This is a genomic window from Clostridium pacaense, assembly GCF_020709765.2.
GTDB classification, from domain to species: domain Bacteria; phylum Bacillota; class Clostridia; order Lachnospirales; family Lachnospiraceae; genus Enterocloster; species Enterocloster hominis.
The window spans coordinates 53,343-69,572 of record NZ_JAJFEB020000023.1; the positions used below are offsets into that span (position 1 = coordinate 53,343).

Annotated in this window: 13 protein-coding genes and 2 pseudogenes; 13 read left to right on the forward strand and 2 right to left on the reverse strand. The window is 51.4% G+C overall.

The annotated features are described in order from the left end of the window. Nucleotides 1-61: 61 nt before the first annotated feature. Entirely contained in the window at nucleotides 62-1,375 is a 1,314-nt protein-coding gene (locus LK536_RS54225; RefSeq protein WP_227796685.1) for a peptidoglycan recognition protein family protein, read from the forward strand. A gap of 99 nt (nucleotides 1,376-1,474) precedes the next feature. Here the strand turns inward: LK536_RS54225 and LK536_RS54230 are convergent, their stop codons facing one another. Continuing rightward, the gene (locus LK536_RS54230; protein WP_025482731.1) at nucleotides 1,475-2,284 is read right to left on the reverse strand and encodes a histidinol-phosphatase HisJ family protein; all 810 of its coding nucleotides are present in this window, start codon (nucleotides 2,282-2,284) and stop codon (nucleotides 1,475-1,477) included. Between the two features lie 302 nt (nucleotides 2,285-2,586). On the opposite strand from LK536_RS54230, the gene gap reads away from it, so the two are divergent. The 9 genes and pseudogenes from gap to LK536_RS54275 form a co-directional block, all read left to right on the forward strand. Then, nucleotides 2,587-3,618, forward strand: a complete 1,032-nt coding sequence (gene gap, locus LK536_RS54235) for a type I glyceraldehyde-3-phosphate dehydrogenase (protein WP_008722649.1) — start codon at nucleotides 2,587-2,589, stop codon at nucleotides 3,616-3,618. 107 nt (nucleotides 3,619-3,725) lie between these two features. Beyond that, on the forward strand, nucleotides 3,726-4,940 hold the full coding sequence (locus tag LK536_RS54240) for a phosphoglycerate kinase (RefSeq protein WP_008722651.1): 1,215 nt from the start codon (nucleotides 3,726-3,728) through the stop codon (nucleotides 4,938-4,940). 88 nt (nucleotides 4,941-5,028) lie between these two features. Continuing rightward, a complete protein-coding gene (gene tpiA, locus LK536_RS54245) occupies nucleotides 5,029-5,781 on the forward strand; it encodes a triose-phosphate isomerase (protein WP_008722652.1) in 753 nt (250 codons plus the stop codon). A 92-nt stretch (nucleotides 5,782-5,873) separates the two neighbouring features. Beyond that, nucleotides 5,874-7,415 (forward strand): 2,3-bisphosphoglycerate-independent phosphoglycerate mutase, encoded by a 1,542-nt coding sequence (gene gpmI / locus LK536_RS54250; RefSeq protein ID WP_227796686.1) that lies wholly within the window; start codon nucleotides 5,874-5,876, stop codon nucleotides 7,413-7,415. Nucleotides 7,416-7,596: 181 nt separating this feature from the next. Continuing rightward, nucleotides 7,597-9,321: a cache domain-containing sensor histidine kinase gene (locus LK536_RS54255; protein ID WP_227796687.1), complete on the forward strand. Its 1,725-nt coding sequence runs from the start codon at nucleotides 7,597-7,599 to the stop codon at nucleotides 9,319-9,321. After that, on the forward strand, nucleotides 9,318-10,883 hold the full coding sequence (locus LK536_RS54260; RefSeq protein ID WP_227796688.1) for a response regulator transcription factor: 1,566 nt from the start codon (nucleotides 9,318-9,320) through the stop codon (nucleotides 10,881-10,883). The genes LK536_RS54255 and LK536_RS54260 overlap by 4 nt, the downstream gene beginning before the upstream one ends. A 104-nt stretch (nucleotides 10,884-10,987) precedes the next feature. Further along, nucleotides 10,988-11,839, forward strand: coding sequence for a purine-nucleoside phosphorylase (locus LK536_RS54265; protein WP_227796689.1), 852 nt, complete (start codon nucleotides 10,988-10,990; stop codon nucleotides 11,837-11,839). Between the two features lie 29 nt (nucleotides 11,840-11,868). Further along, nucleotides 11,869-13,254, forward strand: a complete 1,386-nt coding sequence (locus LK536_RS54270; protein WP_227796690.1) for an ABC transporter substrate-binding protein — start codon at nucleotides 11,869-11,871, stop codon at nucleotides 13,252-13,254. Continuing rightward, nucleotides 13,232-13,375: pseudogene (locus LK536_RS54275) on the forward strand (DUF6783 domain-containing protein); the annotation flags it as partial. The gene LK536_RS54270 and the pseudogene LK536_RS54275, both read left to right, overlap by 23 nt. Here LK536_RS54275 and LK536_RS54280 read toward each other — a convergent pair. Next, nucleotides 13,316-13,543: pseudogene (locus tag LK536_RS54280) on the reverse strand (DUF6783 domain-containing protein); the annotation flags it as partial. The pseudogenes LK536_RS54275 and LK536_RS54280 sit on opposite strands and share 60 nt — an antisense overlap. Here LK536_RS54280 and LK536_RS54285 point away from each other — a divergent pair. Genes LK536_RS54285 through LK536_RS54295 form a run of 3 tightly spaced genes read left to right on the forward strand, consistent with a single transcriptional unit; the run spans nucleotide 13,449 to nucleotide 16,118 of the window. Continuing rightward, on the forward strand, nucleotides 13,449-14,318 hold the full coding sequence (locus LK536_RS54285; RefSeq protein WP_008722664.1) for a carbohydrate ABC transporter permease: 870 nt from the start codon (nucleotides 13,449-13,451) through the stop codon (nucleotides 14,316-14,318). The pseudogene LK536_RS54280 and the gene LK536_RS54285 overlap by 95 nt on opposite strands. Nucleotides 14,319-14,326: 8 nt before the next feature. After that, the gene (locus LK536_RS54290) at nucleotides 14,327-15,160 is read left to right on the forward strand and encodes a carbohydrate ABC transporter permease (protein WP_117558886.1); all 834 of its coding nucleotides are present in this window, start codon (nucleotides 14,327-14,329) and stop codon (nucleotides 15,158-15,160) included. A gap of 25 nt (nucleotides 15,161-15,185) precedes the next feature. Further along, a complete protein-coding gene (locus LK536_RS54295; RefSeq protein WP_025482720.1) occupies nucleotides 15,186-16,118 on the forward strand; it encodes a nucleoside 2-deoxyribosyltransferase in 933 nt (310 codons plus the stop codon). Nucleotides 16,119-16,230: the final 112 nt, after the last annotated feature.

A 16,230-nucleotide genomic window follows, 5' to 3' on the forward strand; every position in this document is an offset into this window, starting at 1 on the left:
TGTAATTTAATGTGAAAAATGCTATATTGTTAAAAGGAATCTTATGAAAGGTGTACGGTAGATGAGGGAAGATCATACAAAGGATATGGATTTAAATAAGGAAATGGAAGATATCCGCCAGGTACCCCTGGAGCCGGGGAACAGGACTGCTTCGGGAAAGGAAAGACCCAGGGAAAGGCCGGTCGGCGCTTCCTATACAGGCGGGACGCCGGCGCGGCGCAGCAGCGCGGGCGGTATGGATGAAGGCCCGGGCGGCATGCCAGGACGGCGCAGCAGCGCGGGCGGTATGGATGAAGGAATGGGCCGTGTGCCGGGACGGCGCAGCAGCGCGGGCAGTACGGATGAAGGTCTGGGCGGCGTGTCAGGGCGGCGCAGCAGCGCGGGCAGTATGGATGAAGGTCTGGGCCGTGTGCCGCGCCAGCGCAGCAGTGTGAATGTCACGGATGGCAGCGGGGCACAGGCCGGAACCCAGGGACATGGACGTTCCAGGGCAAAAGGAGGCAGGGGAGCAGAGGAGGTCCGCTCCAGGCAGGGAAGACCGGCCCAGGCAGGGGAAGCGGGCAGGAGACGGGAACCAGGGCTGACGGAAACCAGGACGCCCAAATCCAGGAATCAGCGGGCCGGACAGCTGCCGCTTGAATCCGCGCCGCGTGAAGTCACGCTCCACCCGGTTGACGGGCCAGGGGAATCCTACCCGCATCCGGCGGGAAAGGCAGCCCGGGGCAGCGGTGGCAGAAGGAAAGGTGTTCCTTTCATCGCACTCCTGCTTGTGCTGGTCCTTGGGATTGGCGCGGGCCTGGGCGGCGGTTATTATCTGTGGGGCCGGGAGAGACCTTACACCATTGACCTGAAGTCAGTGGAGGTCCCGGAATGGGTAAAACAGGAATTCATCAGGAAGAACATTTTCTCAAGGCCGGATGTGAGCCGGAAACGGATTAATAATATCGTAATCCACTATGTGGCCAATCCGGGAAGTACGGCAAAGAACAACAGGGATTATTTCGACAGCCTGGCGGACCAGGACCCGCAGAAGAGCGGTACATCCACCAGCAGCCACTTTGTGGTGGGCCTGGAGGGGGAGGTCATCCAGTGTATCCCGGTCACGGAAATCGCCTATGGCAATGCCCCGCGCAATGACGATACTATTTCCATTGAAGTCTGCCACCCGGATGAGACAGGCAGGTTCAATGACGCAACCTATGAATCCGTGGTGAACCTGACGGCCTGGCTGTGCAGGGAACTTAAGCTGGGGTCGAAGGACGTGGTCCGCCACTATGACATCAATGGCAAGCTTTGCCCCAAGTACTATGTGGACAATGAAGATGCATGGGTACAGTTCAAAAAAGATGTGGATGCTGCCATGAAGGAGCTGTAGGAACGGCCCCAAACCGGATACCCGGCCGCCGGCAGGAGAGGACGGCCGCTGGAATACATAGGAATCAATACGGTTCAGGGCTTTCAGGAAATGGAAGGTTCATAATGGGAGGAACTCAGGCTTGCGTCCATGGAACATGGTATAATAGCGGAACCCGCACCTTAAGAGGAAGCGGCGGCATTCCTGGAACCCGTAGCCCAGATAGTCCGGGGTATGGGCATCGGAGCCGATGGTGATGATTTCGCCGCCCAGTTCCCGGTAGCGCTTTAATATCCTGCGGGAGGGATTGGGCTGTGCAAGGCCGTACCGGAGGCCCCCGGTATTGCACTCCAGCCCTTTGCCATGTTCGATAAGCTCCATAAGGATGGGGTCAATCCACTGGCTGAAGCGCTCATAAGAATAGGAAGCGTTCTGGTGAGGCGCGTAGCGGACAATGTAATCCAGGTGTCCAAAGGAATCAAACACATCATATAGGTTCCTGGCGCGCTCTAAGGATACCTTGAAAAATTCCTCCAGACCGCGCTCCTCGCCGTAATGCTCCCAGTAGCTTAGTTCATAGGGATCCATGCCGGAAACGAAGTGGCTGGAGCCAATGATGAAATCAAAGCTGGAGCCGTGTTCACGGATAAACTCATGGAGATATCCATCCAAATGGTTCTGAAGCCCAAGCTCCACCCCTATATTAATACGGATACGCCCCTCATATTCAGCCTGGAATGCCTTCATGGCAGAGAGGTAAGAGGGAATGTCCAGGTTAAAATCCGTGTCACAGAACCCCGAATCATAATCATGGTGGTCCGTGATGCAGATTTCCTTCATGCCAAGTTCCATGGCCTTTTCTATCTGCCTGCGCACAGGCGTATCTGAATCACCGGAAAATGCAGTATGCAGATGACAGTCGTTAATCATAAATGTTTCTCCTTGTGGTCAAATCATTCAACAGGTTCATTATAACAGAAAGTTCCCAAAATAGAAGCCAATAATAATAATAATTTAGATGTATAAAGGTGTGAAGATTTGTGGTATAATGAGGACTAAGCATTCATTTGGACATAATCACCAAGGGGATGAAAGAAATTTCCAGAAAAAGCCTGTCCTGCGAAAAATTGAAAAAAGGACTTGCCATTTCCAGAGAAATTGATTACAATGTAAGAAGGTTGATTATTATTTAACAATAATATAATTTTTAACAAACTAGGAGGAATTGAATCATGGCAGTAAAAGTAGCAATTAATGGTTTTGGACGTATTGGACGTCTGGCTTTCCGTCAGATGTTCGGAGCAGAAGGTTACGATGTAGTAGCAATCAATGACTTAACCGATCCTAAGATGTTAGCTCATCTCTTAAAGTATGATACAGCACAGGGCGGATACGCTGGTGTTTATGGACAGGGCCTTCATACTGTAGAGGCTGGTGAGGATTCCATTACTGTTGATGGCAAGAAGATTACCATCTACAAGGAGCCAAAGGCTGCTGACCTTCCATGGGGCCAGATTGGTGTTGACGTAGTTCTGGAGTGCACAGGCTTCTACTGCTCCAAGGACAAAGCACAGGCACACATCGATGCAGGCGCTAAGAAAGTTGTTATTTCTGCTCCAGCAGGCAATGACCTTCCTACTATCGTATACAGTGTTAACGAGAACGTACTGACAGCTGATGACAAGATCATCTCCGCTGCTTCCTGTACAACCAACTGCCTGGCTCCTATGGCTAAGGCACTGAATGATTACGCTCCTATCCAGAGCGGTATCATGTCCACCATCCACGCTTACACAGGCGATCAGATGATTCTGGACGGACCACACAGAAAAGGTGATTTAAGAAGGGCAAGAGCCGGCGCAGCCAACATCGTTCCTAACTCCACCGGCGCTGCTAAGGCTATCGGCCTGGTTATCCCAGAGCTGAACGGCAAGTTAATCGGTTCCGCACAGCGTGTTCCGGTACCGACCGGTTCCACCACAATCCTTACAGCTGTTGTTAAGAAGGCTGGCGTTACCAAGGAAGACATCAATGCCGCTATGAAGGCTGCTGCTTCTGAGTCCTTCGGATACAACGAGGATGCCATTGTTTCTTCCGACGTAATCGGTATGAGATTCGGCTCCCTGTTCGATGCAACCCAGACCATGGTAGCTCAGATTGCTGATGATCTGTATGAGGTTCAGGTTGTTTCATGGTATGACAACGAGAACTCCTACACAAGCCAGATGGTCAGGACCATTAAGTACTTTGCTGAGCTTGGCTAATTGAAGCAATAAGTTGACTCATGAGGGGTCCGGTCGTTTGGACCGGACCCTTTTTTGCGCAGGGGTTCCTGCATGGAATCTTAAGACTCTGAAAGGGGATTAATACAATGTTAAATAAGAAAACAGTAGATGATTTAAAGGATTTACAGGGCAAGAAGGTACTGGTGCGCTGCGATTTCAACGTGCCGTTAAAGGAAGGTGTCATCCAGAACTACAACCGTATCGACGGTGCCATCCCAACCATCAAGAAGCTTCTTGACCAGGGCGCAAAGGTTATCCTGTGTTCCCATCTGGGCAAGCCAAAGGGCGAGCCTGTACCTGAGATGAGTCTTGCACCGGTTGCCCCGGCCCTCAGCGAGAGACTGGGCGTTGAAGTTAAGTTTGTGGATGATGCCAAGGTTACCGGACCTGAGACACAGAAGGTTGCCGCTGAATTAAAGGACGGCGAGGTTCTTCTGCTTCAGAATACACGTTACAGGATTGAAGAGACCAAGTTCAAGGATGGCGATGCTGCTACGGAAGCCTATGCCAAGGAACTGGCTGACCTGTGCGACGGCATTTTTGTAAATGATGCATTCGGTACCGCCCACAGGGCGCACTGCTCCAATGTAGGTGTCACAAGATACACCAAGGAGAACGTGGTTGGCTACCTGATGGAGAAGGAGATTAAGTTCTTAGGACAGGCAGTTGAGAACCCGGTCCGCCCATTCGTGGCCATCTTAGGCGGTGCAAAGGTTTCTGACAAGATTAACGTAATCAACAACCTCCTTGACAAGGTTGACACCCTGATCATCGGCGGCGGCATGGCTTACACCTTTGCCAAGGCACAGGGCCAGGAGATCGGCAACTCCCTGTGTGAGGCTGATAAGCTGGATTACGCGCTTCAGATGGTTAAGAAGGCAGAGGAGAAGGGCGTTAAGCTGCTGCTTCCTGTTGACCATGTAGAGGGCAAGGAATTTTCCAATGACACAGAGCATAAGGTAGTGGATGTGATTGATGCCGGCTGGTCAGGATTTGATATCGGACCTAAGACAATTGCTCTTTACAAGGATGCCTTAAAGGGCGCCAAGACCGTTGTATGGAACGGACCCATGGGCGTATTCGAATTCTCCAACTTTGCAGAAGGTACACTGGAAATCTGCCGTGCGGTTGCTGAACTGACAGATGCAACCACTGTCATCGGCGGCGGCGATTCCGTGAATGCTGTTAAGAGACTGGGCTTTGCCGACAAGATGACACACATTTCCACTGGCGGCGGCGCTTCCCTGGAATTCTTAGAGGGCAAGGAACTGCCAGGCGTTGCGGCAGCAGACAACAAATAACAGGACAGTTTATATGACAAAGCGCTTTTGCACATAAGTGCCTGAAGGACGGGCGCCAAGCGCTCAGTGTAAGGAGAGGGGAACCATCATGGCAAGAAAGAAAATTATTGCAGGCAACTGGAAGATGAACATGACACCATCAGAGGCAGTTGCCCTGGTTAACGAGTTAAAACCATTGGTAGCAAATGACGATGTGGACGTAGTATTCTGCGTACCCGCAATCGACATCATTCCGGCTATGGAAGCTGCCAAGGGAAGCAATATCTGCATCGGCGCGGAGAACATGTATTACGAGGAAAAGGGCGCTTACACAGGCGAGATTGCCCCTAACATGCTCACGGACGCAGGCGTAAAGTATGTAATCATCGGACATTCCGAGAGACGCGAATATTTTGCTGAGACAGACGAGACCGTGAATAAGAAAGTGCTGAAGGCATTTGAGCACGGCATCACCCCGATTGTCTGCTGCGGCGAGTCCTTAACCCAGAGGGAGCAGGGCATCACCATTGACTGGATCCGCCAGCAGATTAAGATTGCTTTCCTGAATGTAACGGCTGACCAGGCTAAGACTGCTGTCATCGCATATGAGCCAATCTGGGCAATCGGCACAGGCAAGGTAGCAACCACGGAGCAGGCTGAGGAAGTATGCGCAGCCATCCGCGTCTGCATCGGTGAGATTTATGACGAGGCCACGGCAGAAGCCATCCGTATCCAGTACGGCGGTTCTGTATCCGCATCCTCAGCGCCGGAGCTGTTCGCACAGGCCGACATTGACGGCGGTCTGGTAGGCGGCGCTTCCCTCAAACCGGATTTTGGGAAAATTGTGAACTACAATAAGTAATAAGCAAGCAATGTATTTGCCCTGCGGCCGGAGAAGCTGACTGCAGGGCATCATTCTCTTTGACAGCAATGAAAAAAAGGAGATTTTTAAATATGAGCAAGAGACCAACAGTATTAATGATACTTGACGGCTACGGCCTTAACAGCAACTGCGACCACAATGCTGTGTGCGAGGGCAGGACCCCTGTCATGGACCAGCTGATGAGCCAGTGCCCCTTTGTTAAGGGCGAGGCCAGCGGGATGGCAGTGGGACTTCCGGAAGGACAGATGGGCAACTCTGAGGTGGGCCATCTTAACATGGGAGCAGGCCGCATTGTTTACCAGGAACTGACCAGGATCACCAAGTCCATCCAGGACGGTGACTTTTTCCAGGTGCCTGAATTCCTTGCCGCAGTGGAAAACTGCAAGAAGAACGGCACTGCCCTTCATATGTTCGGCCTTGTGTCCGACGGAGGTGTCCACAGCCACAACACCCATATCTACGGCCTTCTGGAACTGGCTAAGAGGAATGGCCTTGACAAGGTGTATGTACACTGTTTCCTGGACGGCCGCGACACCCCTCCGGAATCCGGCAAGGGATTCGTAGCTGATCTGGAAGCCAAGATGAAGGAAATCGGCGTGGGCGAAGTGGCATCCGTTATGGGACGTTACTATGCCATGGACCGTGACAAGAGATGGGACCGTGTGGAACTGGCCTACAATGCGCTGACAAAGGGCGAGGGAAACCGGGCCGCAAGCGCCACCGGAGGAATCCAGGCATCCTATGATGATGGCAAGGCAGACGAGTTCGTGATACCTTTCGTGGTTGAAAAGGACGGTAAGCCAACCGCCACCATTAAGGACGGGGATTCCGTCATATTCTACAACTTCCGCCCGGACCGCGCAAGGGAAATCACCCGCGCATTCTGCGATACGTCCTTTGACGGCTTTGCAAGGGATAAGAAGCTGGACCTTGTGTTCGTATGCTTTACCGATTATGATGAAACCATTGAAAACAAGCTGGTTGCATTCAGGAAGGAGAGCATCACCAACACCTTCGGCGAATTCCTGGCAGCCCATGGCAAGACCCAGGTAAGGATTGCCGAGACTGAGAAGTATGCCCACGTTACCTTCTTCTTTAACGGCGGTGTGGAGGAACCTAACAAAGGCGAGGACCGTATCCTGGTTCCCTCACCAAAGGAAGTTGCCACCTACGACTTAAAGCCTGAGATGAGCGCCAACGGCGTGTGCGATAAGCTGGTGGAAGCCATCAGATCAGGCAAGTATGATGTAATCATCATCAACTTTGCCAACCCGGACATGGTTGGACATACAGGCGTGGAGGATGCTGCCATCAAGGCCATCGAGACAGTGGATGCCTGCGTGGGCCGTGCAGTGGATGCCATCAAGGAAGTGGACGGCGTCATGTTCATCTGTGCCGACCACGGCAACGCGGAGCAGCTGGTGGACTATGAAACGGGGGAGCCATTTACGGCCCACACCACCAACCCTGTCCCGTTCATCCTGGTGAATGCGGACCCAGTCTACAAGCTGCGCGAGGGAGGCGCCCTGTGCGATATCATCCCAACCCTCATTGAGCTGATGGGAATGGAGCAGCCTGTGGAGATGACAGGAAAGTCCCTGCTGGTGAAGTAAGGTTTGATTGGAGTTTAATGGATTATAATGTATGAGAAGGCCGGGCGGCCGTGACTGCCCGGTCTTTTTTTGCGCCCCAATCACAAAATACACACACCAATCTAAAAATAGGGCACTTGTGCCGATACGCTCCCCTGCCATATAATGAGAGGAGGAGAAAACATCTGGAGGTGCCTGTCATATGAAACGGCTGGAAAAATTCTTTAATATGAAAATGATTCGGAACCGTATAATCGCCGTACAGCTGGGGGTCATCATTCCGGCTGTCATCCTGTTGGGAGTGATGATTTACGGCATGACAAGCGCCATGCTCATAAAGACAAACTCGGAATCCTATCTAAAGGTCCTTGAATCAGCAGATATCATTTTGAGCCATTATCTGGATTCCTACCGTGACATTGCCAGGAACGTGCTGGCAGACCCGGTTCTTCAAAATGACCTTACGATAAGCAGCAATTCCCGGTCAGGTGGAAAACGGATAGAAGAGCGCCTGTTCGTGGATCTGGACAATGCGATGGAAAAGTATATCATGGGATTTTCCGGCGCCAGGTCCATCTATCTGTATGATTCCAGGGGAAGGCTGTTCTATCTGGATGACTCGGGGCAGGGCAGGTCTGCGGCAGACGCAGCGGACTATGGCGTTATCTCAGCCACGCCATGGTTTAAGAAGGCGGCGGCGCAAAAAGGATATGAGGGGTTCGCGGGCCGGAATGTAATTACCGGGAACAGGGAGCAGTTTTCCTGCATCAAGCTCCTTAAGAACCTCGATACCCAGGATGTGATTGGTATGATGATATTGAACTTTGACAAAGCGGCCTTAAAAGAGGTATTTCCCTCTTACCGCCCAGAGCAGGGCGCATATGCTGTGGTGGAACAACAGGAGGATGGGGGATATGATGTGGTCCTGTCATCCGGCGCGGCCATGGAGGAGCAGGAGATTGCCCGCATTCTGGTAAAGGGGGACCCGGACTATCATCTGTCCAGATATGGCAGCTCGGAAATGGACTGGGAGCTGGTACACATGGTGCAGAACCGGAACCTGTTAAGTGAAGCAGGTAAGATACAGGGCATTATTATGAATGGGCTGGCGATAACCATTTTCCTTCTGCTGGTGCTGACGGTTCTTTTGTGTAACCGGATCACTAAGCCCCTTTACCAGCTGAGGGATGACATTGTACGTGTGGGAGAAGGGGAACGCTGCCTGGAAACGGATTTTCCGGATGACGAGATTGGCGCCATCGGCCAGGAATTCAGCCGTATGGTAAATGAAAAGCTTACCCTGGCCGACCAGGTCACACGGGTGGAGCTTAAGAATAAGGAGGCGGAACTGGAGCTGCTTCAGTCCAACATCAATCCCCACTTCCTGTATAATACCCTGGACTCCCTTTACTGGATGGCCATCCTCCATGAGGCCGAGGATGTGGCGGAGCTTACAAAGGCATTGAGCGATGTGTTTAAGATTGCCCTCAGCAAAGGGGAAAAGTTCATTCCCATACAGAAGGAGCTGGATTTTGTCAGAAGCTATCTCTATATCCAGAACATCCGTTTTGAAGGGAAGATCCATGTGGACATCCAGGCCGATGAAAGCCTGATGGGATATAAAGTCATAAAGCTGCTGCTTCAGCCATTTGTGGAAAATGCTGTTTACCATGGGCTGGAGCCTAAACTGGGAAGCGGTACCGTTGTCATAAAGGTTTACAGGGAGCAGGATTTCCTGTGCTTTGAGGTGGCGGATGACGGGGTGGGTATGGATGTGGATGCCTCCCTTTCCAAAGGATACGCCCTGAGAAACAGTCTGGAACGCATCCGTCTTGTCTATGGTGATGATGCAAAGGTGGAATTTAAGAGTAGCCCCGGACAGGGGGTACAGGTGAAAATATCGTTGCGGGCGGGGGTAAAGGAATGATAAAAGTGGTTCTGATTGAAGATGAAAACGTAGTCTTAAAAGGCATGGCCATGGTATTGAAGCGGGAGCCGGATGTGGACCTGGCAGGCACGGCAGAAGATGGGAACCAGGGATTGGAGCTGATATACAGGGAACATCCCGATGTGGTCCTGACGGATATCCGCATGCCGGGACTGTCGGGCCTGGAGATGATAGAACAGGCCCAGATGCGTTTTCCGGACACGGTGTTCATCATATTCAGCGGATTTTGCGAGTTTAAATATGTCCAGCAGGCCATTGGCCTGGGCGTGCTTGCCTATCTGGAAAAGCCGGTGACGGTCAGCGATTTGCGGGGCGCCCTTAAAAAGGCCGCCAACCTGGTGGACTACAAGAAAAATTATATACGCATGAAGGAGCGCACCCAGCAGGTAAACCGGGTCATGGTGGAGCAGGCCCTGTACGACCTGATGAACCAGCCGTCCGCCATGGAAGCTGCAAACATGGAGCGGCTTCTGGAGGTGGGGGAATATCTTAGCTTTTCAACTGAGCTGGCCGTGTTATGCGCCGGGAAATTATCCTGGAAGGAGTCTGGCGTGGATGAATACCGGAAACTGATCCATGCAATGACATTTTCAATTGCAGGGAACCACAGCCTGGATATTTACACCCTGACCGTGGAGGAGCAGCTGTATTTTGTATACTTCAACCAGGAATGCCAGATATTTCCCTTTTATCAGGAGATATCCGGGCAAAGGCAGGCGCTGGAGGACCAGGGCATATCCTTTTATGGGGGAATCAGCAGCATACATCAGGGCATCTATGGGCTGAAGGACGCGTTTGCAGAGGCCAGGAGCGCCCAGAACTATGCGTGTTTCCTGGAAGCGGAGGAGATCGTGCGCAGCGAGGATGTGGAGTATCGGAACCATATTCCGGCGGAGATTACGGACAGCCAGTATTCCATGGAATTTAATTTCCGTCTGCAGAATTACAGCCAGTTCAGGAAACAGGCCGGGGCATACCTGTCCTACCTGGCTAAGGCGGGAATCATGCCGGAGCTTCTGAGGAACGAATGCCTGGACCTGGTATACCTGGTACAAAAACTTTCGCTGGAATCCGGTGGTGTTGGGGAAGATAGGCTGCCCGTCATCAGCCACAGTGAAATCATGGACCTGGAATCCGCGGAGGAAATGACGGACTGGGCGCGCCGCATGACGGACCGTTTCCTGCTGGAAGTGGAGCAGGACCGGAATACGGAAAGGGAACCCCCTGTAAGTGTGGTGAAAAAATACATAGACCAGCATTATGCTGAGAGCATCACGCTGGAAACCCTGGCGGACCAGGTCCATATGAACCCCACATATCTGAGCGTCCTGTTTAAAAAGGAAGAGGGGGTTGCCTACAGCCATTATCTGGCCCAGGTCCGCATCCGCCAGGCAGCGGGGCTGCTGGAAAAAGGGGAAAAGGCAAAGGATGTGTGCAGGAAGGTGGGATATTTCGACTACCGCTACTTTAACAAGCAGTTTAAAAAATATGTGGGCATGACACCGGACACCTATAAGCGTACAAAGATAGGGCTTGAATAAAAGAGATTCTTGAAAATGGCCCAACAATCCAAAATAAAGGCGGATTTAAAAAATTACCGGCTCACCTTACAATGGAACCATAAAACACAGAGGAGAGTCGGGACATGAAAATTCAAAACTTAGATTACACAGATGCAGGCTTAATGATGTCTGCCCTCAGGGAAACAGTGGATTATATCAGGAGCCGGACAAGAAAGGTACCTGAGATTGCCATGATCTTAGGTTCCGGGCTTGGGGATTACGCGTCCCAGCTGGAAAATGCCGATATCATTCCTTATGAGGACATCCCTAATTTCCCAAAACCGACGGTCAGCGGACACAGCGGCCGGTTATTCGTGGGGGAGATTGCAGGAAAATGCATTGCCGTGATGCAGGGAAGGAACCATTATTACGAGGGGTATGACACCCAGACAATCACTTATCCTGTCAGGGTACTGCGCATGCTGGGGGCCGGCAGCCTTATTCTCACCAATGCCTGCGGGGCCGTGAGCAGACATTTCGTCCCGGGGGACCTGATGATCATTGAGAATCATCTGGCACACTTCTGTCCGCCGCCCCTGAGGGGAGCACACCTGGAGGAACTGGGACCGAGATTTACCGATATGAGCAGGCCCTATGACCCGGAGTACATGGAACTGGCCCGCAGATGTGCAAAGGATATGGGAATCAGGATACAGCAGGGCGTGTACGGTTACTGGCCCGGCCCCACCTATGAGACTGCCGCGGAGGTCCGCGCATATGGAGTCCTGGGGGCCGACGTGGTGGGAATGTCCACCGTGGCGGAAGATATGGTGGCTGTCAACTGCGGAATGAGGGTATTGGGCATTTCGTGCATAACCAACATGACATGCATCCATTCCTCAGGTAAGACCAGCCACGATGAAGTCATCCAGGTCATGGAGCAGATATCTGAGAAGACCGTGAAATTGCTGAACCGGATTGTAGAGGAAATGTAGGCGCACAGGTGATAAGGAGGAGAAGGATAATGAGAAGCAGGCAGATGATTTCAGTGTTGTTGGCCGCAGTGATTGCACTTTCAAGCGTGGGATGTTCCGGTGCCCCCTCATCCGGGACAGGTTCTTCCGGCTCCGGCAGCCCTTCGGGGACAGAGGCCGGACATGGTGAACAGGGTGGACAGGCCGGACAGGATGGGGAAAAGGCGGGGAATGGTAAAACAGATACAAAGGAACGGACCATTACCTGGATGACCGTGCGTTCCTCATGGCCTGCCATGAACATGATTGCTGAAGATTATATGAAGGAAAACCCGGATGTGAAAGTGGAGTTTGAGGTGATTTCCGACCGTTCCACCTATAACCAGAAGCTGAAGATCCTGGCTGCCAGCAACGAACTGCCGGATCTGTTTGACAGCGAGGGGGATACCCTGCTCAGTGAGATTGCCTCTACCGGGGCCTTGGTGGATGTGGACGGCCTGTATAAAGACCTGGGCTATGACCGCATGATGAACATTGGGGAAAACTATGCGCGTCTGTCTGACGGTAAACTCTACAGCCTTGCATGGGAGAACAACATTGAATATTTCTGGTACCACAAGGATTTATTCAAAAAGGCCGGAATCCAGAAGACGCCGGAAACCTTTGATGAATTACTGGATACCTGCCAGCAGCTAAAGGATGCCGGGATCACACCCATCTCCACGTGGCCGGGCTGGGCCTTGTTACGCTGGATGGCTTTTATCCCCTACCGCCTGGAGGGAAATGATTACATTGAGAAGCTGAAGGTGGGGGAGGCGAAGATGGGTGACCCCGTGGGCATCCAGGCAGCCAATTTCTTCCAGAAGCTGGGTATGGAATATTTCCAGCCCGGTTGGTCCACCAGCGACTATACCAGCGCCCTTGAGAATTTCCTTTCAGGAAATGCCGCAATCTATTACATCGGTACCTGGCAGTTCAGCAGTTTCATGGATGAAAACAGGGAACTGAAAGACGATTACGCATATTTCTATATGCCTTCCATGGAAGGAGCGGTGAATGGCAGGACCGATATGTGGGCCAATGCAGGCACAGGCACATCCATCAGCAAGGATAAATATGACGACCAGTTAAAGGATTTTATCAAATATGTGCTGGACAGTTATCCTGAAACTGCATTTTATAAGACCAGCGTCATGCCGCCCATGGACTTTGACACCACGCTGGGAACCTTCTCGGACTTTGACCAGAAGGTCATGGATGACTGCAACAACCTGACAGATTACGGATACAGCTGGGATGTGCGCATGGACTCTGCCACGGTTGAGGTGATGAATAAGGAGATTGTCAACCTGGGTATGGGCGCCATAACGCCTGAGGAATTTGCACAGCGCATTGACGCCGCTATTGCTGAAAATGCCCCCAAGTTCTTTCAATGACCTGGCAGACCTTAGGGCCTGTTTGAAAATTCATTCCCGCCATCTGCACGCCCCACTTCGCGGCATATTTGGTCCCAATTCGGTCAACGTAGCCCGCTACGCCTCCCTCATCGGGACCAAATCTCCCACAAAGTGGGACGCACAGCTGACGGAAAGCAATTTTCAAACACGCTCTAGAATGAGGAGGATTCCACATGTGTCTACATCGAAAACAGGATCCATACATTTTCCTTGCCCTGCCCCTCATTGTATATCTTGCAGTGGTCCTGATTCCCATATTTTCATCCATATATTACAGTGTCATGGACTGGAACGGTATTACGGAAATGAAGTTTGTGGGAATAAGGAACTACGCCAAGATGTTCAAGGACCCAAACCTGCCCACCTGCCTGTTTAACAGCCTGAAATATGCTGCCGTCGGCACCGTATTCCAGGTGGGAGGGGGCCTTGTCCTGGCCATCCTGGTCCAGCAGATACGCAAGGGACAGAATATCACCAGGGTAATCCTGTTTACCCCGGTGGTCATATCCGGTATGGCCATGAGCCAGACCTTTAAGAAGTTATTAGCCATCAGTCCGGACGGCGTGGTCAATGCATTTCTGGGAGCGGTCGGGTTGTCACATCTGAAAACCGCGTTCCTAGCAGACATGGACCTGACCTTGTGGGTGGTGGCAATTGCCGAGGCATACCGTTTCTGGGGACTGTACATGGTGGTGTTCCACTCAGCGTTTACCTCCATTGACAGCGAGGTCATTGAGGCGGCTTCCATTGATGGGGCCGGATACTGGAAGACACTGCTCTATGTCCGGCTGCCCCTGATCCGCCCGGTTATCATCAACTGTATCGTATTGGCGGTCATTGGCACCTTAAAGGCATTTGAAGGTCCGTTTGTCCTGACCAACGGAGGTCCGGGATATGCCAGCGAGCTGATGGCAACTTATATGTATAAGACGGCATTTAACAACATGGAATATGGATACGGCAGTGCGCTGAGCCTGATCATTGTAGTGGAATGTATTGCGATTTTCGGACTTATCAATGCCCTGACAAAGCGGAAGGAGTGAGAAGGAGCATGAAAAACATAAAATCCCTGAAACGGCTACCCCTTTACTGCCTGATCCTGCTTGTGGCGGTCATACAGACTTATCCCATCCTGTGGATTTTCCTGTCCAGCATCAAGCCTTCACAGGAGCATCTGATGAACCCGCCCTATGCCCTGCCAACAGCGCCTACGCTTGCCAACTATGTAAGCCTTCTGGATTCCATGATACCCACCTATTTTAAGAACAGCGTGGTAGTGGCAGCCATAACCCTGACAGGAATCGTGGTGCTGGGGGCGTTGGCAGCATATCCTTTATCCAAAATGCAGTTTAGGGGACGTACCCTGGTGCGCAACTTCTTCATGCTGGGCATCATGATTCCCATTTTTGTATCCCTGGTCCCAATGTTCGGGGTATACAACAGGCTGGGGCTTAAGAATACATACTGGTCCCTGATAATACCCCAGGTAGGGTTTGCCATACCCATGGCCATGTACCTCTATATTGGCTTTTTGGACCAGATACCGGATGCCCTGATTGAGGCGGCCTATATGGACGGCGCCGGTTCCTTCCGTATATTCCTGGAAATCATTGTGCCCCTTCTGCATAATGCCATTGCAACCATTGCCATATTTGAGTTTGTATTTGTGTGGAATGAGTTTACCTTTGCAAATACATTCATCAGTACCAGCGCAATGAAAACAGTCCCGGTAGGACTGAATGATTTCATCAATAATTTCGGCCTGAGGGACTGGGGGCTTACCTTTGCGGCTGTATCCGTGACAGTACTGCCCACACTGATAGTATTCTTTATATTAAATAAACAGGTAATGGCAGGAATGACTGCCGGAGCCGTAAAAAGTTAACTTTACATGAGAAAGGAAATAGCAGATGTCCAGTAAATTATATATACAGAACAGGATTTATAATGTAAATGACCGCCTGATTGCCCTTGATTTATACGAAAGAATCATTGATTGGATTGACAAGGGGCTTCTGGCTGATATGAAAGAGCCATACCTTCCTTTTAAGAGCACCAACAATACCAGCGTTGACCAGGAGGCGGGAATATTTGAAATGGATGTGCAGGCCCTGGCTGACTGCAGCGGGGTAGTGGGGTATTTTGACGGATGGACCTATGACCCGGGCTGTGGGTTTGAAATTGGCTGTGGGTACGCATGGGGATATCCGGTCAACATCATCTCCACGGATATTTTCACCAGTTCGGTGGGGGATTCACAGGATTTTTACCATGCAAGCAGACTGGTGGAGCATATTTCAAATTTTGCAGCTGTTTCGGACCTGAATCAGGAGATAACGGATTACAGGCAGAGGAACATGGATGTGCTGGAACGGGCCCTGACGGTTTTTAAAAACAATCTGATCCGCGATTTCGGGACGCCCAGACCGGCCCCTGTACCCATTCAGTCCTTGCCGGTGGAGTATGACTATTACCTGGATCCTAATTTTAAATATACGGAATCCGGGCAGATGCTGCTTGAGAAAATCAAATCAGCAATCCAGGCAGCAGGAAAGACCTGTGTGACAGGGGACAACCAGGGCGATATAGAGGAGGATATTGACCGTCTGAGAAAAAGCGGCCAGGCCATCCTGCTATTTGATGCGGCGGAACCCAATATTGACTCAGCCGTCCTTGGGGGGATTGCATATGGAATCGGCCGGAAACCCATTGTATACTCCAGCAATAAGCAGCGGATCCATATGTCAGGCAGGTTTGTGTGCCAGCTTAACAGCATGAACTGTTATTCGGCTGAGAAGGTGGTGGAATCCCTGGAGGAACTTGTGAAGGTGATTGGGGAATAGTTGCGGGGAATCTACGTGATAGCTATGCGGATAGCCATGTGGATGGATACATTTCTGAAAAGACGGATTTCTGAAAAGACGGTCAGGTATTGCCTGGTCGTTTTTTTGTTAT

Excerpts from the sequence above, each read along its gene's own strand:
- tpiA (WP_008722652.1), top strand. The coding sequence starts at position 5,029 with ATGGCAAGAAAGAAAATTATTGCAGGCAACTGGAAGATGAACATGACA.
- LK536_RS54225 (WP_227796685.1), top strand. The coding sequence starts at position 62 with ATGAGGGAAGATCATACAAAGGATATGGATTTAAATAAGGAAATGGAA.
- LK536_RS54290 (WP_117558886.1), top strand. The coding sequence starts at position 14,327 with ATGAAAAACATAAAATCCCTGAAACGGCTACCCCTTTACTGCCTGATC.
- gap (WP_008722649.1), top strand. The coding sequence starts at position 2,587 with ATGGCAGTAAAAGTAGCAATTAATGGTTTTGGACGTATTGGACGTCTG.
- LK536_RS54270 (WP_227796690.1), top strand. The coding sequence starts at position 11,869 with ATGAGAAGCAGGCAGATGATTTCAGTGTTGTTGGCCGCAGTGATTGCA.
- LK536_RS54265 (WP_227796689.1), top strand. The coding sequence starts at position 10,988 with ATGAAAATTCAAAACTTAGATTACACAGATGCAGGCTTAATGATGTCT.
- LK536_RS54295 (WP_025482720.1), top strand. The coding sequence starts at position 15,186 with ATGTCCAGTAAATTATATATACAGAACAGGATTTATAATGTAAATGAC.
- LK536_RS54255 (WP_227796687.1), top strand. The coding sequence starts at position 7,597 with ATGAAACGGCTGGAAAAATTCTTTAATATGAAAATGATTCGGAACCGT.
- gpmI (WP_227796686.1), top strand. The coding sequence starts at position 5,874 with ATGAGCAAGAGACCAACAGTATTAATGATACTTGACGGCTACGGCCTT.
- LK536_RS54260 (WP_227796688.1), top strand. The coding sequence starts at position 9,318 with ATGATAAAAGTGGTTCTGATTGAAGATGAAAACGTAGTCTTAAAAGGC.
- LK536_RS54230 (WP_025482731.1), bottom strand. The coding sequence starts at position 2,284 with ATGATTAACGACTGTCATCTGCATACTGCATTTTCCGGTGATTCAGAT.
- LK536_RS54240 (WP_008722651.1), top strand. The coding sequence starts at position 3,726 with ATGTTAAATAAGAAAACAGTAGATGATTTAAAGGATTTACAGGGCAAG.
- LK536_RS54285 (WP_008722664.1), top strand. The coding sequence starts at position 13,449 with ATGTGTCTACATCGAAAACAGGATCCATACATTTTCCTTGCCCTGCCC.